General features: G+C 66.3%; 15 protein-coding genes. 1 reads left to right on the plus strand and 14 read right to left on the minus strand.

Annotated elements, in window-relative coordinates; all coding sequences use genetic code 11:
• Positions 1–149 precede the first annotated feature (149 nt).
• From purQ to hmgA, 6 genes are all read right to left on the minus strand, one after another.
• A complete protein-coding gene (gene purQ, locus T8S45_RS02280) occupies positions 150–827 on the minus strand; it encodes a phosphoribosylformylglycinamidine synthase subunit PurQ (protein WP_322294515.1) in 678 nt (225 codons plus the stop codon).
• Complete coding sequence (purS, locus tag T8S45_RS02285; protein WP_322294516.1) at positions 827–1,060, minus strand: phosphoribosylformylglycinamidine synthase subunit PurS; 234 nt, start codon at positions 1,058–1,060, stop codon at positions 827–829. Before purS ends, purQ begins: the two co-directional genes overlap by 1 nt.
• A gap of 99 nt (positions 1,061–1,159) precedes the next feature.
• Positions 1,160–4,033, minus strand: coding sequence for a M16 family metallopeptidase (locus T8S45_RS02290; RefSeq protein ID WP_322294517.1), 2,874 nt, complete (start codon positions 4,031–4,033; stop codon positions 1,160–1,162).
• 73 nt (positions 4,034–4,106) lie between these two features.
• Entirely contained in the window at positions 4,107–4,901 is a 795-nt protein-coding gene (gene purC / locus T8S45_RS02295; RefSeq protein ID WP_188641442.1) for a phosphoribosylaminoimidazolesuccinocarboxamide synthase, read from the minus strand.
• Positions 4,902–5,016: 115 nt separating this feature from the next.
• The gene (fahA, locus tag T8S45_RS02300; RefSeq protein WP_322294518.1) at positions 5,017–6,324 is read right to left on the minus strand and encodes a fumarylacetoacetase; all 1,308 of its coding nucleotides are present in this window, start codon (positions 6,322–6,324) and stop codon (positions 5,017–5,019) included.
• Positions 6,321–7,607, minus strand: coding sequence for a homogentisate 1,2-dioxygenase (gene hmgA, locus T8S45_RS02305; protein WP_322294519.1), 1,287 nt, complete (start codon positions 7,605–7,607; stop codon positions 6,321–6,323). Before hmgA ends, fahA begins: the two co-directional genes overlap by 4 nt.
• A 271-nt stretch (positions 7,608–7,878) precedes the next feature.
• On the opposite strand from hmgA, the gene T8S45_RS02310 reads away from it, so the two are divergent.
• Positions 7,879–9,972, plus strand: a complete 2,094-nt coding sequence (locus T8S45_RS02310) for a TonB-dependent receptor plug domain-containing protein (RefSeq protein ID WP_322294520.1) — start codon at positions 7,879–7,881, stop codon at positions 9,970–9,972.
• Between the two features lie 16 nt (positions 9,973–9,988).
• On the opposite strand, the gene T8S45_RS02315 is transcribed toward T8S45_RS02310, so the two are convergent.
• The 8 genes from T8S45_RS02315 to T8S45_RS02350 all read right to left on the minus strand — a co-directional run bounded on the left by T8S45_RS02315 (position 9,989) and on the right by T8S45_RS02350 (position 23,366).
• Positions 9,989–12,373, minus strand: a complete 2,385-nt coding sequence (locus tag T8S45_RS02315) for a caspase family protein (RefSeq protein WP_322294521.1) — start codon at positions 12,371–12,373, stop codon at positions 9,989–9,991.
• A gap of 10 nt (positions 12,374–12,383) precedes the next feature.
• Positions 12,384–13,091: a hypothetical protein gene (locus tag T8S45_RS02320; protein WP_188641447.1), complete on the minus strand. Its 708-nt coding sequence runs from the start codon at positions 13,089–13,091 to the stop codon at positions 12,384–12,386.
• An 80-nt stretch (positions 13,092–13,171) separates the two neighbouring features.
• Positions 13,172–14,857, minus strand: a complete 1,686-nt coding sequence (locus tag T8S45_RS02325; protein WP_322294522.1) for a tetratricopeptide repeat protein — start codon at positions 14,855–14,857, stop codon at positions 13,172–13,174.
• Complete coding sequence (locus T8S45_RS02330; protein WP_322294523.1) at positions 14,847–16,616, minus strand: tetratricopeptide repeat protein; 1,770 nt, start codon at positions 16,614–16,616, stop codon at positions 14,847–14,849. The genes T8S45_RS02325 and T8S45_RS02330 overlap by 11 nt, the downstream gene beginning before the upstream one ends.
• A complete protein-coding gene (locus T8S45_RS02335) occupies positions 16,616–19,207 on the minus strand; it encodes a tetratricopeptide repeat protein (protein WP_322294524.1) in 2,592 nt (863 codons plus the stop codon). Before T8S45_RS02335 ends, T8S45_RS02330 begins: the two co-directional genes overlap by 1 nt.
• Positions 19,204–20,736 (minus strand): hypothetical protein, encoded by a 1,533-nt coding sequence (locus tag T8S45_RS02340; protein ID WP_322294525.1) that lies wholly within the window; start codon positions 20,734–20,736, stop codon positions 19,204–19,206. The genes T8S45_RS02335 and T8S45_RS02340 overlap by 4 nt, the downstream gene beginning before the upstream one ends.
• A gap of 52 nt (positions 20,737–20,788) precedes the next feature.
• Positions 20,789–22,555 carry a CHAT domain-containing protein gene (locus T8S45_RS02345; RefSeq protein WP_322294526.1) on the minus strand — a complete coding sequence of 589 codons (1,767 nt, stop codon included), beginning with the start codon at positions 22,553–22,555 and terminating at the stop codon, positions 20,789–20,791.
• Positions 22,556–22,658: 103 nt separating this feature from the next.
• The gene (locus T8S45_RS02350) at positions 22,659–23,366 is read right to left on the minus strand and encodes a hypothetical protein (protein WP_188641453.1); all 708 of its coding nucleotides are present in this window, start codon (positions 23,364–23,366) and stop codon (positions 22,659–22,661) included.
• Positions 23,367–23,523: the final 157 nt, after the last annotated feature.

The following is a 23,523-nucleotide window of genomic DNA, read 5'->3' on the forward strand; positions in this document are numbered from 1 at the left end:
GTCGTGTCCGCTTGACGCTCGATCACGAAATCGGTGCTGGACTGGAGCGCAGCAGCCCACTGGCCTGCAGCTGCACGCCACCGCTCATGCCGCGAAGCCAATCGACCCGGATGAGCCGTATCCGGCGTTCGATTGACTAGGAAAGAGGCTCAAGCGTCCACGAGTGACCGCACAGCGCTTTCAAACAGGGCTCGACCGTCGGTCCCGCCGTGGGCAGGGTCGATCGCGCGTTCGGGGTGGGGCATCATGCCAAGCACGTTGCCTGCCGCGTTGAGCACGCCGGCGATGTCGCGCGCCGAGCCGTTGCAGCTCTCGAGATAACGGAACGCGACTCGGCCTTCGCCCTCGAGCCGGTCGAGCGTCTCGTCGTCGGCGAAGTAGTTGCCGTCGTGGTGCGCGACCGGAATCACGATCTCCTGTCCCGCCTCGTAACCCGAAGTGAACAGCGATTGCGCGTTTTCGACGCGGAGCGTCGCGTCGCGGCAGACGAAGGTGATCTGCGCATTGCGCATGAGCGCGCCGGGCAGCAGCCCGGCTTCGGCGAGCACCTGGAAGCCGTTGCACACGCCGAGCACCGGCACGCCGCGTTCGGCGGCGCGCTTGACGCTGCGCATGATCGGGCTGTTGGCGGCCATCGAGCCGGACCGCAGGTAGTCGCCATAGGAGAACCCGCCGGGGAGTGCGACGAAGTCGAGACCTTCGGGCAGTTCGGCATCACCATGCCAGACCCGCTGCGGCGCGGTGCCCGATACCTGCTCGAGCGCGACCGCCATGTCGCGATCGCAGTTCGACCCGGGGAAGGTGACGACGGCTGAACGGAACGCCATCAGTCGACCTTCTCGATCCGGTAATCTTCGATCACCGTGTTGGCGAGCAGCTGCGCGCACATCTTGTCGAGTGCTTCGTCGCTGGTGTCGTCGGCGACGTCCAATTCGACCATCCGCCCGATCCGCACATCGTCGACACCGTCGAAACCGAGCCCTTCGAGGGCATGATGGACGGCGCGGCCCTGGGGGTCGAGCACACCGGGCTTGAGGCGGACGAAGATGCGGACTTTCATTGGCGGGGCTCCATCGACTGCTTGCCGCGCCCTGTAGCAGAGCGGCTGCTCAGCGCAATCGGCCCCTGACTCCTGTCCACGCGGCTTTGCACGTCTCGCTCAGTCCGCCGCAGGCTTGGGAACGACCTCGACCTGCACCGCGCGTGCCGGATCGAGATATTCGATCGCCAGCGCCTGGAGCTCCTCGCCGGTGATCGCGAGGGCGACCTCCTTGCCTTGGAGGAACCGCTCACGGTCGCGCGGATTGCGCTGTGCATCGGCGACCAGGCTCATCCAGCTGCCATTGGTCTTGAGCGCATTGTCGTAATTCTCGAGCAGCGGCTGTCGCGCGCGCTGGAGCAGGTCTTCATCGACCGGCGCGGCGCGCAGGCCCTCGATCGCGGCGATGATCGCCTGGCGGCCCGCCTCGAGCTGCGCCAGCTCGAGCGAGGCGCCCGCGAGGAAAGTCCCGTAATCGGGATAGATGCGCGAGGTGCTGCTCCCCGCGAAGGGCGAATAGGCTTGCCCGAGCTCCTCGCGCAGCGTGTCGGTTAGCACGATGTCGACCACCCGCGCGAGCAACGACAGGCGCATGTCGCGCTCGAAGTCGCTGTCGTCGGCGGTCGGCCAGATGAACCGCAACTGCGCCTGGTCGGCCTCGCCCTCGTGCTCGATTACGACCGGCCCGCGGGTCGCGGTGAAACTACGCTCGCGAATGCCGAAATCCTCGCGGAATTCCACTTCGCGCTGCGGCAGTGCGCCGAATGTCGCGGCGACCGCATCGATCACCGCCGGCGCATCGAAATCGCCGACCACGCCGATCTCGATCGCGCCGTTCTCGAGGCGATCGCCGATCGCCGCTTCCAGCTGCTCGAAATCGAGTGCCATCAACGCCTCCTTTTCGGGCGCGGTAAACCGCGGATCGCCGTCGGAAAGGATGCGGCCGATCCCGGTACCGTAGGCGGCGCTGGGGGTGGCGTAACGCCGCGCGAAGACATCGTCGAGGCCGGCGCGGAACCGCACGACCGGATCGTTGCGGAGGCCCGGATCGACGAGGTATGCGGCCAGCAGCTGGAGCTGCAGTTCGAGGTCGCGCGGCTTGGTGCCGACATAGGACACGAAGGTATCCGAGGTCAGGCCGAAGGCGTTGCCCACGCTCCTTCCCGCGAGCGCGGTCTGCAATTCGTCGAGGGTGAGCGCGCCGAGGCCACCCTGCGTCATCAGTCCGACCAGCTGGGTCTTGAGCGGATCCTCCTTGGTGTCGAGCAGCGATCCACCGTCGATGTTGACCTGGACGAGGATCTGGTCGTCGACGATATCGGTCTGCTTGAGGTTGAGCATCACGCCGTTGCCGAAGCGCAGCGTGCGGATATCGAGCTCCTCGGTCAGGGTGTCGGAGACGACGGCGCCGGGCGTGCCGAAATCGGTATAGGGCCAGACGAGAACGGCTTCCTCCTCGAGCGGTTCGGGCGCGCGGGCGATCGCCGCGTCCCAGGCGGCCCGCAGCGCGGCCTCACCGCCTTCGGGCGCGCTCTTGCCGACGAAGCGGATCAGCGGATCGTCGAGCGCCACCGCATCGCGCTTGAGTGCGGCGAGCACCGTCTCGGGCGTGATTTCGTCGGCGAAACTGTTGAAGCGCGCGAGACCGTCGGCCGGTTCGGAGGGCACGATCTCGCTCTGAACCAGCGCGACCGCCGCACCGTTCAGCGTCGCATTGCTGCGGGTGTCCTGATTGGCGGTCGCGGTTTCGAGCCCGTTGCGGCGATTGGCGACCTGTTCGGCGACTTCGGCCTCGGTAAAGCCGAACGCCATCGCGCGGGTATATTCGCCCACAACCGCATCGACGCCGCGCTGCCACTCACCGTCGACGGTCTGGACCACCAGCGAAGTGGTGCGGCCCGCATCGAACACGTCCGAGGTCGAGAAAGCGGCACCGCGGAACGGCGGGTCCTCCGACCGCGCGATCCGCGCGATCCGGCGCGCGATGATGCCGTAGGCGATGCTGCGCAAGGTGTTTTCCTTGCGCCGGGCGATCGTGTCGGGCTCGTCGACATAGGCACCGTGACGCGAGAAATCGACGATCTCGGGGAGCGAGGGATCGAGGTAGATGTCGGTCAGCCCGGCGCGCGCGGGATTGACGGGGCCGAAATCGGCCTGGTCGACCGCGCCTTCGCGCTGCCAGTCGGAAAATTCTGCCCGGATTTTCGCTTCGACCATCGCCGGGTCGAAATCGCCGACCACGATCAGCGTGGTGGCGGCGGGAACGTATTCGCGCATCCAGAAGGCGCGCAGCCTTTCGGATGTCGCATTTTCGAGGTCTTCGACCGTGCCGGCGATTTCGTTCCGGCTGAGGCGCGAGCCGGGATAGGCGAATTCCAGCCCGTCGCGGCCGTTGCGATAGGCGAAATTGTTGCGATCGCGCTTTTCGGCCAGCATAACGCCGCGCTCGCGATCGACCGCCTCGGGCGCGAAGGTGAGTTCGCCGGCGGTCTCGCGCATCAGCATCAGCGCGGTATCTAACAGGTCTTCGCTATTGTTCGGCAGGTCGAGCTTGTAACGCGTGTGGTCGTAACCGGTCTGCGCATTGGTATCGGCGCCGAAGGCCAGCCCCTTGCGTTCGAGCAGCTTGACCATCTCGCCCTCGGGCACGTTGGTCGAACCGTTGAAGGCCATGTGCTCGAGGTAGTGCGCATAGCCGCTTTCGCCCTCGCGCTCGTCGATCGCGCCGGCTTCGATATGCATCCGCACGAGGCCCTGGCCGGCGGGCGTGTCGTTCTGGCGGATGATGTAGCGCATGCCGTTGTCGAGCCGCCCGAAAACGAAGCCCGGATCGACAGGGATATCGCTCTCCTCGAATGCCCAGTCGGAATCGCCATCCTCGGCGGGGGCAGTGACCGAGGCGACGGCCGCCGCATCCTGCGACTGGGCGGTTGCGACGGTGGCAAGGGAGACGAGCGCGGGAAGCGCGACGGACGCAAACAGGTGTTTCAGCATGGTGGTACCATGCCGGAAAGCGCCGTCGGTTCAACCCGCTATGCGATGAACGGCGGCATGGGCCGCCGAACGGCTACTTCTTGGTCGGGCGCAGGCGCGAGCGGGCGTGGCTCATGTCGAGCACCTCGCCCGGGCCGCCATCCTCGTTCTGCAGCAGACCGAGACGGCGGGCGACCTCCTGGTAGGCCTCGCTCTCGCCGCCGAGATCGCGGCGGAAGCGATCCTTGTCGAGCTTCTCGCCCGATTCCATGTCCCACAACCGGCATCCGTCGGGGCTGATCTCGTCGGCGAGGATGATGCGGCTGAAATCGCCGTCCCACAGCCGCCCGAATTCGAGCTTGAAATCGACCAGGCGGATATCGATCGCGGCGAACATCCCGCACATGAAGTCGTTGATGCGGATCGCCATTGCGGCGATGTCCTGCATTTCCTCGTGGCCCGCCCAGTTGAAGCAGGCGATGTGCTCCTCGGCGATCAGCGGATCGCCCAGCGCGTCGTCCTTGTAGTAATATTCGATCAGCGTGTGCGGCAGCGGCTGGCCTTCCTCGATGCCCAGGCGCTTGCAGATCGAGCCCGCCGCGACATTGCGCACCACGACTTCGATCGGCACGATCTCGACCTGGCGGACGAGCTGTTCGCGCATATTGAGGCGGCGGATGAAGTGGGTCGGCACGCCGATATGCGACAGCCGTGTGAAGATGTGCTCGCTGATGCGATTGTTGATCACGCCCTTGCCGTTGATCGTGCCCTTCTTCTCGGCGTTGAAGGCGGTCGCATCGTCCTTGAAATACTGGATGATCGTGCCCGGTTCGGGGCCTTCATACAGGATCTTGGCCTTGCCTTCGTAGATCTGGCGGCGACGCGACATGCAGGTGGTCCTCGGCATTCGTGAAACACGACGCCCCGGCGCGCTGGTCTAGCGGGGCCGGGGCGAAGACGGTCCTATACGCGCAAGGGTACGCGAAGGCAATTGAAGGAGGCGCTTAGCCCATCGGGCCGGCCGCGATCCGGCCCCGGCATTCGCCGAAGCCGATCCGTGCCGCGCCGTCCTTTTCCGCATAAGCGGTCATCACGATCTCGTCGCCGTTCTCGAGGAAGGTGCGCGTCTCGCCATTGGGCAGCGTCAGCGGTTCCTTGCCGCCATTGGTGATCTCGAGCAGCGAGCCGACGCTGTCGGGCGTGTCGCCGGTCAGCGTGCCGGTGCCCAGCAGGTCGCCGGGGTTGAGGTCGCACCCGTTCGAGGAATGGTGGGTGATGAGCTGCGCCACCGTCCAGTACATCGCCGTCATCGGCCCGGTGCTCAGGCAGTGTGGAACCTCGCCATTCTCGCGCATCTTGGCAGTCGAGAGATGGACTTCCATCCGCACGTCGAGCGCGCCGGTGGCCTGGTCGTCGTCATCGAACAGGTAGTCGAGCGGTTGCGGATCGCCTTCGGGGCGCGCGTCCTGCGCGACCCGGAACGGCGCGAGCGCGTCGAGCGTCACGATCCACGGGCTGACCGTGGAGTGGAAGCTCTTGGCGAGGAACGGGCCGAGCGGCTGGTATTCCCACGCCTGCAGGTCGCGCGCCGACCAGTCGTTGAGGATGCCGATCCCCGCGATGTGGTTCTTCGCATCGGCGATGTCGATCGGCTCGCCCAGTGCGTTGCCCTTGCCGACCCAGACCGCCATTTCGAGTTCGTAATCGAGGCGCTTGGTCGGGCCGACGCTCGGCTCATCGGCGTCGGGCGCCTTGGTCTGGCCCTTGGGACGGGTCACCTCGCTGCCCGAGACGCGCACCGAGCTGGCGCGGCCGTGATAGCCGATCGGCACATATTTGTAGTTCGGCAGCAGCGGGTTGTCTGGTCGGAACAGCTTGCCGACATTGGTCGCGTGGTGGATCCCAGTGTAGAAATCGGTGTAGTCGCGGATGTCGAACGGCAGGTGCAGTTCGCACTCGCTCGCGCGATAGAGCAGCGGTTCGATCGCCGCCTGCTTGCCGCCGTCGGTCAGCAGCTCGAAGATCGCATGGCGCAGCGTCGTCATTGCTTTCGATCCACAAGCGAACAGCGCATTGAGATTGGCGCGGTTGCCCAACTCGCCGATCTTGCGCGCATCGTCCGCCATGTGGTCGGCCGCTGCCTCGAGGTCGAGGATCATGTCGCCGATCGCGACCCCGGCGCGCTTCTTCGAGCCGCCGCTGGAAAAGATCGCGAAGGGCAGGTTCTGGATCGGGAAATCCGGATGGTTTTCGCTGCCGAGAACCCAGGAACGGGCGTCGAGATCGTGGGTGTGGTCGGTGATAACAGTCATGGAAGCTCCGCTTTGGGGAAGCCGGTCCAGCAATCGTCGTAATCGGATTGCCGGCCGGGCAGTTCGCACGCCTGCCGCGCCAGCCTGAAGGGCCAGCGCGATTCGAACATGAAGGCAAGCGTGTCGTCGATCTTGTGAGGTTCGAGGTCGGCCTCCATCGCCTTCTGCGTCGAATGCGCATCGGGCCCGTGGCCGTTCATCTGGTTGTGGAGCGAGGCCCCGCCCGGGGCGAAGCCGCCGCCTTCCTTGGCGTCGTATTCGCCGTGCACCAGCCCCATGAACTCGCTCATCACGTTGCGATGGAACCAGGGCGGGCGGAACGTGTCCTCGGCCACCATCCAGCGCGGCGGGAAGATCACGAAATCGCAATTGGCGGTGCCGTGGATCGCGCTCGGGCTGGTGAGGACGGTGAAGATGGAAGGATCGGGATGGTCGAAGCTGACCGTGCCGATCGTGTTGAAACGCGCGAGGTCGTATCGACAGGGCGTCGTGTTGCCGTGCCATGCGACCACGTCGAACGGTGAATGATCGAGCGTCACGGTCCAGAAATGGCCCTGGTATTTCTGGACCACGGTGAAGGTGCAATCGCGATCCTCGTACCACGCGACCGGCGCTTCGAAATCGCGCGGATTGGCAAGGCCGTTGGCGCCGATCGGGCCGAGATCGGGCAGGCGGAACGGCTCGCCGTAATTCTCCGCAACGTAGCCTGCGCTCGGACCGTCGACCGCAACAGCGAAGCGCACGCCGCGCGGGATCACCGCGATATGGCCGGGTGGCACGTCGAGACGGCCGAACTCGGTGGTGAGGTGCAGCGTGCCCTGCTGCGGCACGATCAGCATTTCGCCATCCGACACCTGCAGTGCGCGGTCTTTCATCGAGGCGTTGCAGCTATAAAGGTGCACGCCGAGCCCGTCGCAGGCGGCGACATCGCCATTGGCGCAATAGGTCGTCATGCCGTCGATGAAATCGACATCTCCTTCGGGCTGGGCGAGCGGATCCCAGCGCATCCGATTGGGGTCGGCGATGGCGCAATCGAGTGGCGAGCTCAGCCAGCGCGTGCCGACTTCTTCGGCCTTGCGCATTTTCCCGTGCGCGGCTGTGGGCCGCATCCGGTAAAGCCACGAGCGTCGATTCTCGACGCGTGGGGTGGTGAAGGCGGTGGTCGAGAACTGTTCGGCGTAGAGGCCGAAGGCCGGCTTTTGCGGACTGTTGCGCCCGACCGGCAGCGCGCCATCGACCGCCTCGGTGGCGAAGTGATTCAGGAATCCCGTCTGATAGTCCACGTGCGTGCAACCTCTCTAGCCTGTCAGAGGTTCCTAATGCCGCGCCAGACCGGTGCTGGCCAGAGATAATTTCAATTGAAACCAGTTTGGGTGCGCCGGCCGGTTCGGTTGCACTGCGCTACCTAACGCTGCCGTTCATCGGCCGATCGATTACATCTGTCGATAACGAACGTCGTTGGTCGAACCGGCCGCGCCAGCGACCGACCACATTCGTAATCGGCGAGCGGGACAAGGGGCATGTGGGGGACACACATGGGAGAGAACGAGAATAATGAAGACCCTGACCAGTACGCTCGCACTTGCCGTCGCCTGTGCCGCCTTTCCGGCCCACGCGCAGGAAACCAGCGACGCTCCGCCTCCGGAACCGACGGAAGCGCCCGCGTCCGCCGCCGACGACACGACCGCGCAGGTATACACCCCGGCCGATTTCACCCGCTACGCGCCGAGCAACGCGCTCGACATGCTCAACCGCGTTCCGGGGTTCTCGATCCGCGGCAGCGACCAGCAGCGCGGGCTCGGCCAGGCGACCGGGAACGTGCTGTTCAACGGCGCGCGCCCGTCGAGCAAGTCGGACGATATTTTCGCCCAGCTCTCGCGCATCCCGGCGGGGAACGTCGCCCGGATCGAGATCGTCGACGGCGCGACGCTCGAGATTCCCGGCCTTTCGGGGCAGGTCGCCAATGTCGTGTTCCGCGCCGACGAGCTGAAGGGCCAGTTCCGCTGGTCGCCGCAATTCCGCACCAATTTCACCGATCCGTTCCTGACCCGAGGTTCTGTTTCGGTGTCGGGCAGGACGGGCGAGCTGGCGTATGAATTCGGGCTCAACAACAACAATAGCGGCCGTGGCGGTGCAGGCGGCGAGACGCTGATCCTCGATGCGGGCGGCAACGTTACCGAAGTGCGCGACGATGTCGTCCTGTCATATTACGACAGCCCGCAGGTCTCGGCGAACCTGACCTGGGATCCGGCGGGCGACACGATCGCGCATCTCAACGGTTCGTACCAGCGCGTCTACCAGCGCTTCCACGAGGACGGCTTCCGCACCGGCGGAGGTCTGCCCGATCGCGACCGCTTCGTGCGCGATCGCAGCGACAGCTGGAATTTCGAGATCGGCGGCGACGTCGAGTTCGGGCTCGGGCCGGGAAGGCTCAAGTTGATCGGCCTGCGCCGCTTCAACGACCAGCCCTCGCAGACTACCATCACCACCGACTTTCTCGACGCGACGCCGAGCGACGGCATCCGCTTCACGCGCGACGGGCAATCGGGCGAGACGATTGCGCGCTCCGAATACAGCTTCCCTCTGTTCGGCGGCGATGCGCAGATCGCGACCGAGGCGGCGTTCAACACGCTCGACAACGTCTCGGGCCTGTTCACGCTCGACCCGGCGAGCGGCGAATTCGTCGAAGTCCCGTTCCCGGGTGGGACCGGCGGCGTGTCCGAGGATCGCTACGAGGCGATGGCGAGTTTCGGCCGGTCGCTGACCGACAAGCTCTCGTTCCAGCTCACCGCCGGAGCCGAAAACTCGACCATCACGACCACCGGGACGACGATGCAGACGCGCGAATTCACCCGACCCAAGGGGACCTTCACCCTGTCGTGGAACCCGTACGAGGACCTCTCAATCTCGGCCAAGGTCAGTCGCCGAGTCGGGCAGCTGTCATTCTTCGATTTCCTCGCCCGGGCGAACCTCAACGACGGGACCGGCAATGCCCGCAACAACGATCTGCGGCCGCAACAGGACTGGTCCTACGAGGGCGAAATCAACAAGCAGCTGGGCGAATGGGGCTCGACCCAGTTCCGATTCATCGTTCGCGACGTCGAGGACTATGTCGACATCGTGCCGGTGACCGGTGGCGAAGCGGTCGGCAATATCGACAGCGCCTGGGCGCGGGCGGTGGTCTGGAACTCGACCATCACCTTCGATCCCATCGGGCTCAAGGGCGTGCGTGGCGATGTCACCTTCGTCTGGCAGGAATCGCAATTGCGCGATCCCTTCACCGGCGAAGCTCGGCAGTGGAGCGGGTTCACCGACACCCAGCTCAACATCGGCCTGCGCCACGATATCCCGGGCAGCGACTGGGCCTATGGTTTCAGCGCGAACTATTCGCACAACCAGCCCCGTTATCGCAGCGACCAGCAACAGCGAGATTGGGAAGGTCCGACATTCGCCGACGTGTTCGTCGAGCACAAGGACGTCTTCGGGCTGCGCGTGAGCGCCTATATCGCCAACATCTTCGACGCGCGGCAGTATCGCGACCGCACGGTCTACACCGGGCTACGCGACGCGAGCCCGGTGCTGTTCGAGGAACGCCGCGACCGCCTGATCGGGCCGATCTTCGGCTTCAACATCAACGGGTCGTTCTAGAAGGTCTTTCGAACCCTTACTGGTCGGTGGCGGGCGGGATGCCGAATTCATACCGTACTGCGCCCGTCGCCGACGCCTTGCCCACCGTGCCCGAGCGCGAGGCTCCGCCGAAGATCGAGGCGATGATGTCCTCGACCGCGATCCCGCGCGACGGGCCCGAACGCAGGGTGGAGGCGGCGAGTGTCATGCCTGCGGTTTGCGCCTCGCGCTTGGAAGCCGCCTCGAGCACGGGGCCCTGGCCGAGCTGGGCGAAGCTGACCGCGGTGCCGTCGCCCGCTTCGGACACCAGCACGATCAATTCGTCCTGCAGCCGCTGGGCTTCCATCGCCTTGGCGAACTGGATGTGGAACGTGCCCTTCCGCCCTGGCGGATAGCGCGTATCGGTGCGATCGCGCAGCGCCGCGCGCCAGTAGATCGCCCCCGAGGAGGTGAAATAGAGCGGGTTGACGTAGATTTCCTCGTTCGAGACGTTCTCGATCTCGACCGTCAGGATGTCGCATTTGCGGAAGATCCGCCCGTCGGAGGTCGCGAAGCCGCTCTCGCCGAGCGGGCGAGACAGCGGCGAAACCTGCTCGCGGCCCAATCCGGCGTCGGGGGGAACCCTGCAATTGCCCTCGGCGTCTACCGGATCGTCCTGCCGCAGCAGGTGGAACCGTATCGCGACCTTTTCGGCCGGGTTGTCTTCCTGCGTCCCGAGCCCGTCATTCGAGGCCAGGACCTTGCGCAATTTATGAAACCGCGCGGCGCGCACGATCGCCGGGCCGAGCACGCCCGCGACTTCGTCCTCGCCCCCACGTGCGATCAGTTCGCCAAGGTCCATCGTGCCGTAATCGGTCACCCGCGTCCCGGCTTCTTCCATCGCCAACCGGTCGCCGTCGAGACGAAAGGCCAACTCTGCCTCTTCCCCGGGAGCAACGAAGGTCGCGCCGAGCGGACCAGGTTCGGTTTGCGCAAACCATTCGAGCGCGACCTTCTGCGCGGGCGTGGGATTGCTCGGCGGTGCGGGCCGTGCAACGCGGAACGAGACGTCGACCGGGCGCTGGGCGACCGTGGCAATCAGTTTGGCCTCCCTGCTGAAACGATCGCCATCTGCATCGCGGATATCCTGCCATTGCGCGGCGTCGATGCCGTTGAAGGACACGGGGACGAGCTTGGCGGTGAAAGCGGTGGTGCTTGCGACCTGGCCGTAAAGCAGCACCTTCTCGCCTTCGCCGCGAACGCTCGACAAGGCGATGATCGTGCCTTCGGTCACGCCCTGAAACGCGCCGGCGCTCATTTCGAGGCTCGCGACCGCCATCGTCTCGGCCTCGAGGTCGCGCCGCGGCTTGGTGACGAGCCAGCTGTCGCGCCGTTCATCGCTGGCCGATTTGAGCAACCCGCCGAGGATAGGGCGGTCCAGATCGCCGTCGAACAGCGGGCGCGGCGCCTTCTTCTCGTATTCCGAAAAGTTCGAACCGACCCGCGCGGCGAGGTCGCGATAGGTCACGACCTGCGGATTGGAGAGGTTGGCGAAGCTGTAGGCGGTCAGGATGCCGAGCGTCTTTTGCTCGTCGCGCGGCCAGAAACCGGGCGCACGCTCCTGCTTGGCCTGGATCGCCGAGGGCGCCGCCATCATCGCCACGAACGACCCCCAGCCGGGCTTGCCCTTCGAGGCTTCGACCGCGAGGTCCTGAACGAAATCGCCATCGCCGATATCGGCGAATTTTGGCTCGGCGAGCAGGCCGGCGGGCGGCAGGTCGCTGTCCTCGCCCGCATTGCGCATCGAATCGCCAGAATGGCAGTAATCGGCGAGATAGGTAACGTTGCCGCCCTTGGCGCGGATCGCGTCGATCGCGGCACCGATCTCGTCGTCGGTGATCGCGCCCGGGAGGCGTTTCTCGCTATCGCCCGGCGCTGGGTCGCGCACGTCGAGCGGGATGAAGATCTCGTCGAGCCCGTCGGGCTCGTTGCCCGCGACCATTTCGCGCTGCTGGTAGCCGTGGCCGGAGAAGGTGATCAGCACTTCGTCGCCCGGCCGCGTCGTCAGCGCCAACTGCTTGAGCGCGCCGAGGATGTTGTCACGGGTCCCGATACCGTCGGGGACGATGTCGGTCTCGAACAGCTCCAGCCCGCGCTTCTGCTCGCGCAGCTCGGCGCTCGGCGGATCGGTCAGCAGCGTGATGGCGTCGCGCGACACGCCTTCGTCGAGCAGCTTCTGCGTGATCATCACGGCATCGTTGTAGGCCCCGACCAGCGGCTTCCACTGGATGACCTGATACTTGCTCGGATCGTAGCCGACATTGCCGATGACGAGCGCGCGTATCCGGCCTTCGGGTTGGCCGTCGTCCTGCGCGGTAAGTGCTCCGGGTACCAGCAGCACCGAGAGCGTGGCGAACACCGCGACCATCCGTCGAAGAAACATTCCAATCCCCCTAGTTCGAAACCACCAGCGTCCTTGTCCACACGCGATCCCGATTGAGCAATTCGAGCCGGTAATTGCCCGTCGAGGTCGGCGTCCAGCGGCATACCAGATCGGCTCCGCGCTCTCCACGACCGGGTGCATCGCGGCAAACTTCGCGGCCCGCCTCGTCGCGCACCACCATTTCGAGGCGGGCATCGCCGTCGCCCCGGACGCGGACGAGCGCGGGCCGCCCCCCTTCGGCGCGGGCGCGCATGACCAGCCGCCCGCTGCCTTTCAAATCGTGCGTGTAGACGATTGCCTGGGGCAGGAACCCCTTCGACTCGGAAGCGATCATATCGAGGATTCGTTGGAGGATGTCCGGATCGTCGTCGGCCAGCACCCGCGCTTCGGCGAGCAGGGTGAGCGGTTCGATGATCGGGAAGTCCTCGCGCTCGACCTGCCCGATCTCGAGCGTTGCGTCATCCGCGGCGGCGAGCACGATGTTGGAATTGGCAAGGATTTGTGCCGCGACGATCAGTGCTTCGGGGTCTTCCTGCGCGCGCGCCCACGCGACCAGGTCGCGCACCAGAGCGGCGGTCTCGATCCGCTTGGCGGCATCGCCGGCCTCGTCGGTGCCGATGTCCGCCTCCGCCACGGGGATGAGGGCGGAGGCGGGAGCTATGGCTGCAGAACCGAAGACAAGCCCCAGCGCAACGAGACGGGAGATGGATCGACGCATCGGCTTGAAGGTTCCTCGGCTCTGCATGGGACGGTTGTGCCGCATGGCGCGCGCGCCCACTACGGATGAATTCTGACAGCTCATCGGTCGACGCCCCTTTCGCTATAGCGCCACGCCGCCTCAACCTGCTGGAGGAAGAGCGGGCGGTAGCCGCGCAATTCACGCTGCGCCTCGTTATCGAACGATGTGTAGCTGTCGATCCGGTTCTTCGCGCCCGAGGCTGCGCGCGCGTAATAGGTCCACGCGGCCGGATGCAGTCCGAGCCGTTCGTCGATCATGGTGGCGGCGCGGCGATCGGTGTCGATGCGCAGCGGGTTGGCACTGCCGAACATGCCGGATGTCTGTGCGCTGGCGGCCGCAAGCTGGGACAGCGCATCTTCCGGTCGTTTCAGACGCAGCTTCGCTTCGGCGAGAAGGAAGCGAAGGTCGAGAAAGGCCGTGTGCCAGGACACCGTGCGCTGCCATTCGACGATCCCCTGGGAAAGCTCCGCCTCGGCCTCCTCGATCTTTCCCTGTTCGAGCAGCAGACGGCCCAGCCCCATCCGCAGATAGGCGCGGCTCAGATCGGCGAACGCGGCATCGAACCCGGTCGCCGCATCGGCTTTCGCCAGCGCACCGCGATAGAGCGTTTCGGCTTTCTCGGGCGCACCGTTCTTGGCGAGGTGTTGCGCCAGCGTCGAAAGTGTCTCGATATTGTCCGGGTCGGCAATATAGGCCTCGACCAGCAACGGCTGCGCCTCGTCGCTCCTGCCCACCTGTTCGAGCAGCCGACCGAGACGCACGCGAAGCGGCAGGCCCAATCCGTCTTCTACGGTCCGATCGCCAGCAAGCTCCATTGCGCGTTGCATCAATGTGATCGCGCGTTCCGTCTCGCCGACCGCTTCGGCGAGAACGGATCGTTCGACCAGCAGCGAAACCACGAATTCGAAATCGTCCGAGGCATGGACAGTCGACAGGGCTATCGCGTTGTCGAGTGCTTGCCCCGCAGCCTCGAACATTCCCTGTCGCGCGAGGTTGCGGCCGAATGCGGCATAGTCGCCGGCCAGAGTCGCGCCTTCCCCCGAAACCGCCTCGGTCGCGGCGATCCGCATCCTGTGCATGGCCTCCGCACGCGCATATTGCTGGCCGGTGGTCTCGATATTGTAGATCAGGTCGTCGATCTCGCGGCGCAGGCGCGCATAGGTATCCGGCAATCCTGCGACGAGCGTGTCGAGCATCCGGTCCGTCAGCGCATCGCCCTCGACACGCTTGCCCTGTGCGTAGAGATTTCCGCCCAATTCGCGATAGGCAAGCGCGAGCGCGAGGTGATCGCGCGGCGTCGCTGCCTCGAGCACGGTCTTCGCCTTATCGAGCCAGGGCTGCGCGGCGACGATGGCGGGGCATGGCTTTTCGCAATCGAGATTGTCGCTGGTCGGCCCTTCGACCGCGCGCGCCATCGCGATATAGGCGGTGGCGCGGCGCGGATCGTCCGCCGCCAGGTGGGTTTCGGCGAGGGTGACTGCGCGCGCCGCGTAATCGGTTCGCGCCTCGCGCCGGCTCCAGCTTTCCCCCGCAGCCCAGGCGAGGACCTCGAGGCACGCCGCGCTCCCGAGCGCCGCGGCTTCGCAGTCGGCGATCACGCGTTCTTCGAGCGCCCCGATGACCGATGGCAATTGTCGTTGCAGGGCGCGCTGTGCGGCTGCGTCCGGCACAGGGTAGGTCTGCTCCTGCGCCATGGAGGGCGAAGCAGTCAGCATGAGGAGTGCAAGGACAGGACTAGCGCGCATTGCCTACCTCCCAGGCGATCCTGACATGGCGCGCGAAAACCGGGGCAAACCGCGCAAGTTCGGCCTGGGCGCCGCGATCGAAGCCCTCGTAACTTTCCATCCGCCGCACCGCTCCGCGGGTGGCCGTGGCGATCGCGCCATAGGCTTCGCCTGGATCTCGACTTCCCAGCAGTTCGGCCTCGCCTGCGAGCGCCTCGATCCGTGCAAGATTCGTTTCATCGGCGACCTGCGCGAACATTGCGCGCGCCTCGCGCATCCTCGCATGGCCAGCCGTCGGCTGGCGGAAGCGGATCAGGGCCTTACCCCATTCGTGGAGCGCCTGCGCCCGTTCGGGGGAGGCCGAGGCGCCAATCGCTTCGTCGAAAGCTTCGGCGGCGCGCGCGAACCGCGCCAGCGACGCGTCCTTCTCGTCCAGCGCGGCGTCGACCGCTGCAATCCTCGACTGCAGGACCGCGTGGTCGAGCCCGACGGGGAAGGGAGCGAGATAGGCGAGTGCGGTGGCATAGGCTTCGCGCGCCCGGGCTAGACGGCCGCCGGCTTCATCGACCCGGCCGACCTCGAGCAGCGTGTCGGCGGTTGCGGGATGGGCCTTGCCGACCGTTGCCGTCAGCATCGCGAGCGCTCGCGAAAAGGTTTGCGCGGCCTCGTCGAGCCGCTGCTGGCGTTGCAGTGTCCCGGCAAGCCGCTTGAGCGCCCGCGCGACCAGCGGGCTTTCCTCGACCTTCGCGGCGGCGGCACGCGTGACGATATTGCGATAGATTTCCTCGGCCGCAGCGGGCTCGCCGCGGCGTTCGTGCAATTCCCCGCGGTCGAGCATCAGCCGGACCGCGACCGGCTCGAACGGCAACCCCATGCGCGCGTCGAGGCTCCGTTCAATCGCTTCGAACACGGTTTCGGCCTCGTCGAGCCGGTTGGCACCGAGCAGCGAGCGGGCATAGGCGGCCTCGGCTTCGAGCGGCAGTTGTTCATAGGCCTCGAACCATTGTGCGAGGATCGCGCGTGCCCTGGCGACCTGATTCTCGGCAGCGGCCGGGCGGCGCATATCGGCGTAGAGTTCGGCCAGCTGGAGCGCGAGGTCCCCCTTGGCCGCGGCATCGAAATCCCACGTTTCGTCGGCCAGCGCCGCGGCCTTTTCGAGTGCGGCCTCGGCCTCGGAATAACGCCGCTGGCTGCGGTAATTGTCCGACAGTCGGAAATAGGCAGCGATCAGCTCCCACGGCACCTCGCCACCCTCGGCCTCGTAGATCGCCACCGCGCGCTCGCGCAGCGTGCTCGCGGCGCGGACGTTCTCGAGCTTTTCGGTCAGCTCGAGGCGCATCGCCACCGGTGCGATCGCTTGCGCCGCCTCGAGCGACGGCTCGTCTCCGGCAGAAAGGAGTGCCGCGAATTCGAGCACGTCCTTGTTATCGCGATAGAAGCGCCCGAGCACGGCCGAGCCGAGCGACAGCGGGGCGCAATCGTCGCGGGCTTCTTGACGGCAATCGACCACCGCCCCCGACTGGGCCTGCATCGCGGCGAGGATATCACCCCGGTCGGCCGCCACCTGCGCTTCGGCGGCGAGCGCGAGATCGGGATCGTCGGCGAAACGGGTCCGAAGCTCGGCCCACAGGGCGGCAGCCTTGTCTTCTGCCCCGTCCCCGGTTTCGACAGAAAAACTGTAATCGGGCTCGGCCCGGAAGACCGCAGCCGATTGCGCGATGGTAGGAGCCGGGAGAGCTACTGCCACCGGCCCGAGCATTGCCATCATCGCACGTCGCATCACTGCGCCTCCTCGATCGCCCACACGATCGCAACCTGGTCGCGAAACAGGGTCGCGAGGCTGCGCATCTCACGCTGCGCCGCGGCGTCGAAATCGTCGTATGATTCGATCCGCGCGAGCGAGCCGCCCACCGCTTCGCGCAGCAACGAGCGCGCCGCCGCGAGATCGCGCCCGGTTTCGCGTTCGAACATGGCGAAGTAATAGAGGATCGCGAGGCGATTGGCGTCGGTCCGGGTGAAGCTCAGACCCGCCCGGCGGGCGGCTTCGTCGAACCACTGCCGCGCCGCCGCGATATCGCCGCGCCCGGCCTCGGCTCGCGCGCGGATCGTGGCTAGTCCGGCGGCGACATCGGCGAGGCGCGCATCGCCCTGCGCAATGTCCCACGCGATTGCGACATCGTCGATCGCCTCGCCGAACCGCCCCAACGAAAACAGCGCGCTGGCTCGTGCGGCGCGCACGCGCCCGGTGAGCGCAACGTCTCCCTCGGCGCGAGCGGCGACGATCTCGAGCACGTTGTCGGCCAGTTCGAGCGCGGTTTGGGGACGATCGAGCAGTTCGGTCATCCGCCCAAGATTGAGCGCTACCTGTGCGAATAGATCGAAATTGATCGGCTCTTGCAACTGGAGGATCTCCACCGCCCTGATGAACGAGCGCGCGGCTCGCTCGCCTTCGCCGGTCTGCAGCAGCGCTAGGCCGAGATTGTTGTAGGCGACGCCGGTCAGCGGGTTGTCGTCCCCGACGAGCGCGCGAATGATCGTCAGCGCCTGGTCGAACGCGGTGGTGGCATCGCGCGCGCGGCCCGCGCTGACATAGGCAAGCCCCAGCGCATCGAGCGTACGTGCGGTGATCGGGTGCTCGCCGAAGGTCGCGCGCATTTGCGGCAACAGAGCTTCGAGGACCGCGATCGCTTCGTCATACCGGCGCCCCGCGGTGAGGACCTGGCCAAGCGCCTGCTGAAGCTTGAGACGGGTCGTGGGCAGGGCTTCGGGGGTGCCGGCAATAGCGTCGCGCACGAGCTGTTCCGCCTCGTCGAGCCTGCCGAGCGAGGCGAGCGCCTGGGCTTCGATATCGGTGAAGTTGAGCCGCATGAGCGGCGGGATGTCGAGCGTCGTGGCGGCGCGGATGAGCGCCAGGCTGCGCTCGTATTCACCGGCCTGTAGATAGGCCGCGGCAAGCAACTGCATGGGCGCGAAACGGGTGTCGGGCTGGTCCTCCAGCATGCCCATCGACCGTTCGAGCGGCGCGATCGATTCCTGCACCCTGCCGCCCTGCTGCAACACTGCTCCACGCACGAACAGCGCGAGGCCGAGTTCGGGCGACGGATCGGCAAAACTCGCCTCCGCGATCGCGACGGCAAGTTCGGCGAAGCTGCGTCCCCGTTCGAGCTCGTTGAGTGACGAATAGGTCAGCCCCGCCAGCGCAACGAGTGTCGCACATGGTCCGAGCTTCGCCGGGTCGATCGTGTCGGGGCTGTTCGCGGCGATGCAGGCCTTGCCGACCGGATCGAGCAGCGCGATCGCCTCGGTAAAGCGACCTGCGTAGAAATGCTCCCAGAACGACGGCGGCACCGGAAACTCGCCTTGCCCGGCGACTTGCGCATCGGCACCCTTCCGCACCGTGGCGAGCAATGCCGCGATCTGCGACTGCATCCCGGAATCGGGCCCGTAGACCCGATCGACCATGCTCGTGACACGTTCGAGCAGCTCCTCGGCGGCGGCGAATTCCGATTTCTCGATCAGCGCGACCGCCTTCATCCGCAGTGCGTCGGCGAGCAGCCATTCCACTTCGCTACGGCCTTCGAGCTGGGCGATCAGCGGAGTAAGCAAGCCGATGGCTTCGTCCGCCCGCTCGAGCCGGGTCAGGGCGTTTGCGACCACCGTACGCGCCTCGATCGTCTTGTTAGAAGTCTCGCCCAGCAATTCTGCAAAGGCCCCGGCGGCGCTACGTGCCTGGTCGAGGCTCGCCTCCGTGTCACCCAGGACATAGAGCACTCGGGCGTAATTCACCCGCAGATCCGCCGCGAACAGCGGGTCGGCCTCGATCGGCAATGCCTCTTCATACAGCGCGCGGGCGCTGGCCGGATCGTTGCGGGTGAAGCGCGCGAGGGCAAGCGCGCCAAGGAACGGTATCAGCTCAGGACTGTCTGCTTCGAACAATTGCCGGGCGATCGCCAGGGCCGGCTCGAGCTCGGCCTCGGCGTCGTCGTTCCGGCCCAGTTCGAGCAGCGCCTGCCCACGCGCCAGTCGCGCATAAGCCTCGATATCGGTGTCCTCGCCGAACGTCTCGCGCGCGACGAATGCCGCAGCCTCACCGAATCGGAGTGCATCGACGGTCTCGCCCGCCTGCTGCGCGAGCTGGGCGGCGACCATCAATAGCAGTGCGCAGGGCGCAAGCGCTTTGGTGTTCGGCTGGGGCCCGGCTTCGGCAATGCAGGACTCGACTTCGGTTGCGGCAAGAGAGGCGCTCGAGACGGGATCGCCCGCTCCCATCGCCGCCTCGAGTGCGGGAGACGGCTGTCGCAATTCCTGTGCCTCGGCCTGACGAGGCACGGCGAGCAGGATCGCGCAGGCCCAGAGAGCGCTCGTCCTCACGAGACGGGATTCCCGAGCTGCCACGCCGCTTGGACCTGACCGATGAACACGGGGCGATACTTGGCAGCGCTGCGAAGCCTAGCGGTGTCGGAGCCGGCCTCTTCCGCGATGATGGCCTGCGCCCCGGAAGCGGCCGAGGCGAAGAAGGCATGCGCCAGGCGCGGGCGGGGCGAAGCCTCGAGATAATAGGTGCCCAGCATGCCTGCGCTGGCAACGCGTTGGGGATGTGCTTCATCCCACGTCGCCGCGATGCTGCGCCATGCGTCGGCGAATTCGCGATCGATGATCGCCCCTTCGCCGTTCTCGCGAGGCGAGCAATAGCGGTACCCGATCTCGCGCACCGGCACGAGCGGGTAGTTCCTGCCCTTGAAGATCAGGTCGATCTCGAGCGCCCGCGCAAAGGCTCCTTCGGCACCTAGGCAGTTGCCCCGCGCAAGTTCGGCTTCGCCTTGGCCGGCGAAGAATTCGGCGCCGTCGGGCGGGTAGAAATCGCCCACCACGGTGAACCGGTTGTAGCTTTCGGATAGCTCGCGCCGAGTGGTCTCGAGGTCGCCGCCAGCCAGCGCGACGAGCCCGAGCTCGCCGAGCGCGCGGGCAAGCCTGACATTGACGGCGTACCACCCCTCGTCGTCGAGTGCGCCGGCCGCCGCTTCGTCCTCGATCACCGCGCGATCGTCGCCCACCAGCCGTTCGAGGATCGGCATCGCCTCGTCGAGCCGCCCCTGCAGACGCAGCAATCGCCCTAGCAAGAGGTCGGTTTCGCGGTCTCCCAGGCCCGAGCCGAAGGCGCGACGCAGGCTGTCGTCGGCCTTGTCGTAGCTGCCCTGCTGCATCAGGGCCCAGCCGCGAAGCTTGTCTTCGATGCCCGGATCGAGCCCGTGAACTCCGGAATCGAGATAGGCGATCGCGGTGTCGCTGCGCTGGCTCCGAATGAGCGAACGCACGAACGCCCGCGACCAGGCCGGATCGGCCTTCTTGGCGCTCGCGCCGCGGTCGAACAGCAGGCGTTCGAACAGCACGGCGGCAGTGGCGTAGAGCTGCGATTGCGCATGTTCGAGTGCGAGCGCGGCGATCTCGCGCGTCGCTTGGTCGCCACGCGCGGCGATGTCGCGCTGCGCCCAGTAATCGTAGAACGGGACCGAGCGCAGGTATTCCTCGTTGCGGCCGACCTCTTCGGCGGCAGCCCTCAGGACCTGCAGCGGATCGTCGGGCGCGGCTTCACCGGTTAAGAAGTGGTAGACCACCCGCGCACTGGTTTCGGCGATACGCGATTGTCCCTGCTCGACGGCGAGCGCGAATAGGTCGAGGAACGGGCCGGCGCAGTGCATCGCGAACAGGGGCTCGGTATCGGGCGGCCAGTCGGGCCGTTCGGCGCATTCGCCGGTGGCTTCGATCGCGACAGCCTTGGCAGTCGCGAAATCTCCCGCCGCAGCAGCTTCGGCTAGGGCGGGCGGGGTCGGATGCCAGTCGATGAAATCGGCCGCGGCAGCCGGAACGGCAAGCGAGAGCGAGAGCAGCGTCCCGGTCAAGAGCCAGGCAGCGACGCCTGACCAAGAGCCCGTTGCGCCGCCGAGATCCACTTCATGCCCCCGGTTCGCCGACCAGCGTGAAGGGGGCCCAGAACACCGGGTTGACCATGGTGAAGTCCGGGTAGTTGCGGACTTCCTGCATAGCGGTCTGCAGGGCGCGGGCGCGGCTGGCGACGTCGCCGTCCTGCAGCCGGCTGAAGGTGTTCTGCATCAGCAGCGAGGTTGCGCGGTCGCTCACCGCCCAGTGGCTCACCATCAGCGAGCGTGCTCCGGCGAACAGGAAGGCGCGGGCGAGGCCAGACAGGCCTTCGGCACCCGGTTCACCGCTGCCAGCCGCAGTATTGCAGGCCGACAGCACGACGAGGTCGGCGGCGAGGTTGAGCGCAGCGGCTTCGGAGGCGGTGAGAAGACCGTCGTCCGTCTCGCTTTTCGCGTCGGCGCTGGGCGGAGTGAAGACGAGTCCCGGCTCGGCCACGCTGCCGACCTCGGTCGCGAGCAGGCCGTGGGTCGAGAACACGACGAAGCGTGCCTGCTCGATTTCCTTGCTCTGCTTGACCGCGCTTTCGGTCGCCTGGTCCCCGGTGACGATCTTCGCTGCGCTGCCGAAAGTCTTGCCGAGATTCTCGAGCTCGATCTTGGCATGCGGGAGCTTCGACAGGCCGCGCAGCGCCTCGGTGTCGGCGAGCTGCCCATCATATGCCTTCTCGGCATCGCCGGCGTTCTCGGTGGTGGCGGGGTTGCCGGTCAAGGTCGGTGCGCCGTAGCCCGCAAGCGCCACTCCGGCGCGCGCGGTTCGGGCGTAATTGGACGATCCCGAAGCGGTCTCGCAGCCCGGGTGGGCATCTTCGGCACGCGCGATCAGCAGGCAACGCAGCGCACGCAGGCTCGAGACCGAGGGCAGTTCGGCGAGCGCGTAATCGTCGATCAGCCAGTCGGTACGCCGCAAGGCATTGGCATCGTCGTCGCGACCTTCGGGGTCGCTCGTGACCAGCAGGCCTAGCGGCAATGCGGTGAGTGCGCCGCTGACCTGGGTCAGTAGCACTTCCTTGCCCCCGATCGTGTCCTCGAGCGGGGCGATCAGTTCGGAATATATCCGGTAAGCGAGCTTCCGGTCGAACGGGCGCGCGGCATAGGACACCAGCGTGCCCGCATCGGTCTGTTCCTCGCCCTCGGTCTGGTCGATCACGCCGCCCGAGCGGGTGTCCTTCACCCCCATGCTCGAGCGCAAGGTAGCGACCGCCTCGGCAAGCGCCTTCTCGTTCATCGCTTCGGAGCGGATCCAGTCGGCCTTGTCGCGGGTCAGGCCCCAGACATAGGACGCGTCGTCGGCGACGAGCACGACCAGCATCGCCTCGTCTTCGTTGAGCAATGCCTGCGCCTGCGCGATCGCGAGCGGCTTGGGCCGGGTCAATTCGAAATATTGCGGGAAATCGGTGTTGATCCGGTCCTCGATCGCGGTGACTTCCTCGCGCACGCTGCGACGGCGCTCGGCGAGTTCGCGGCGCTGTTCCTCGCTGACCTGGTCGCCGCGCTCGATCAGCGCGGTGAACTGGCGATCGATCGCCTGCAGTTCGGCGAGCTTCTCGTCGCGCTGCTGTTCGAGTTGCGCGAGCGCGTTATCGCCAGCGGAAAAGCGCGCGGTGACCTTGTCGACCGCGGCGGCGGCGCTGGAAATCTGTGCGTATTGCGCCGCGACGAAGGCCTCGGAGCGCAATTCCTCGGGCGGCGGGACCGGTTCGATCTCGATCTCGCCGGGATCCTGCGCCGCTATCAGCAGCGGGGCGAGGGGCAACAGGGCGTAGCGGGCGAGACGGTTCATCGATCGGGTTCCCGTACTGGGGATGGTCATGGGCCGCCCGGAGCAGCGGCAGGATGGTGCGAAAGGGCACCGCTCGAATGAACGGTGCCCCTTCCGGTTCGGCTCAGTTGGTCAGCAGCTGGACACCCGAGCCCGAGCCGCCATGGTTGATCAGCTGGACGCGGAACGGTCCGGTCCAGGCCGGGTTGACCTGGCAGCGCATGACCACGTTGTGGCTCATGTCCTGGCACACGAGGTAGCCGTTCTCGTCGAACACCTTCATGTCGACCGGGGTCGCGCTGTCGCGGCGTGCGGCAACCAGCAGCGGTTCGCCGCCGCGGGCGTTGAAGTCCACGTTCCACGCGGTCGAGCTCGGGACCCAGCGGCTGATCGAGATCGGGCCGTTGGTCGCGCCCTTGGCTTCGGCCGAGCGGGTGTCCTCGATCATCGCGAGCAGGTCGTCGTCGTCGATCGCGAGCGCGGCGGCTTCGTCGAGCAGGGTGTCGGCGGTGACCGCCGCGGCAGCCTTGCCGGTCTCGGGCTTGGCATCGCCCTCGGCCACGATCTCGCCGGTATTGTCGCTGCTGCGCAGCGAGATACCCTTGAGGATGCGCGCGGCGACGAGCATCGCCTGCGGATCTTCGGCGGCACGGGCATATTCGGCGAGGCGATAGCCGAGCGCGGCCTTTTCGACCAGCTTCCCGCTTTCGTTCAGCTCGCCCGCGTCTTCGCCGACATTGGTGCCGGATTTGTCCTGCGCCACGACGGGGGCAGATGCGAGCACGGTTACGCCGAGTAGCGCGGCCATCACCTTGTTGTTCACGTACTTCATTCCAACTTACTCCTCACAATGTGGCGGCGAAACTCTTTGCGTCGCCCCAAAATTGGCTGATCCGTTCGACCAGGTGGCATGACTATGCCGGGTGATCGGGATCATCGACACTGACAACTTCTTATAGTTTGCGAAATCTTCCCTCCTTCGACTTGCT

The sequence above is a fragment of the Pseudoblastomonas marina genome, assembly GCF_034374265.1.
In the GTDB taxonomy this organism is placed as follows: Bacteria; Pseudomonadota; Alphaproteobacteria; order Sphingomonadales; family Sphingomonadaceae; genus Alteriqipengyuania_A; species Alteriqipengyuania_A marina.

Bases quoted from the DNA above. Each gene is read 5' to 3' on its own strand.
- purQ (WP_322294515.1), bottom strand. From the start codon at position 827: ATGGCGTTCCGTTCAGCCGTCGTCACCTTCCCCGGGTCGAACTGCGAT.
- purS (WP_322294516.1), bottom strand. From the start codon at position 1,060: ATGAAAGTCCGCATCTTCGTCCGCCTCAAGCCCGGTGTGCTCGACCCC.
- T8S45_RS02290 (WP_322294517.1), bottom strand. From the start codon at position 4,033: ATGCTGAAACACCTGTTTGCGTCCGTCGCGCTTCCCGCGCTCGTCTCC.
- purC (WP_188641442.1), bottom strand. From the start codon at position 4,901: ATGTCGCGTCGCCGCCAGATCTACGAAGGCAAGGCCAAGATCCTGTAT.
- fahA (WP_322294518.1), bottom strand. From the start codon at position 6,324: ATGACTGTTATCACCGACCACACCCACGATCTCGACGCCCGTTCCTGG.
- T8S45_RS02310 (WP_322294520.1), top strand. From the start codon at position 7,879: ATGAAGACCCTGACCAGTACGCTCGCACTTGCCGTCGCCTGTGCCGCC.
- T8S45_RS02315 (WP_322294521.1), bottom strand. From the start codon at position 12,373: ATGTTTCTTCGACGGATGGTCGCGGTGTTCGCCACGCTCTCGGTGCTG.
- T8S45_RS02320 (WP_188641447.1), bottom strand. From the start codon at position 13,091: ATGCGTCGATCCATCTCCCGTCTCGTTGCGCTGGGGCTTGTCTTCGGT.
- T8S45_RS02325 (WP_322294522.1), bottom strand. From the start codon at position 14,857: ATGCGCGCTAGTCCTGTCCTTGCACTCCTCATGCTGACTGCTTCGCCC.
- T8S45_RS02330 (WP_322294523.1), bottom strand. From the start codon at position 16,616: ATGCGACGTGCGATGATGGCAATGCTCGGGCCGGTGGCAGTAGCTCTC.
- T8S45_RS02345 (WP_322294526.1), bottom strand. From the start codon at position 22,555: ATGAACCGTCTCGCCCGCTACGCCCTGTTGCCCCTCGCCCCGCTGCTG.
- T8S45_RS02350 (WP_188641453.1), bottom strand. From the start codon at position 23,366: ATGAAGTACGTGAACAACAAGGTGATGGCCGCGCTACTCGGCGTAACC.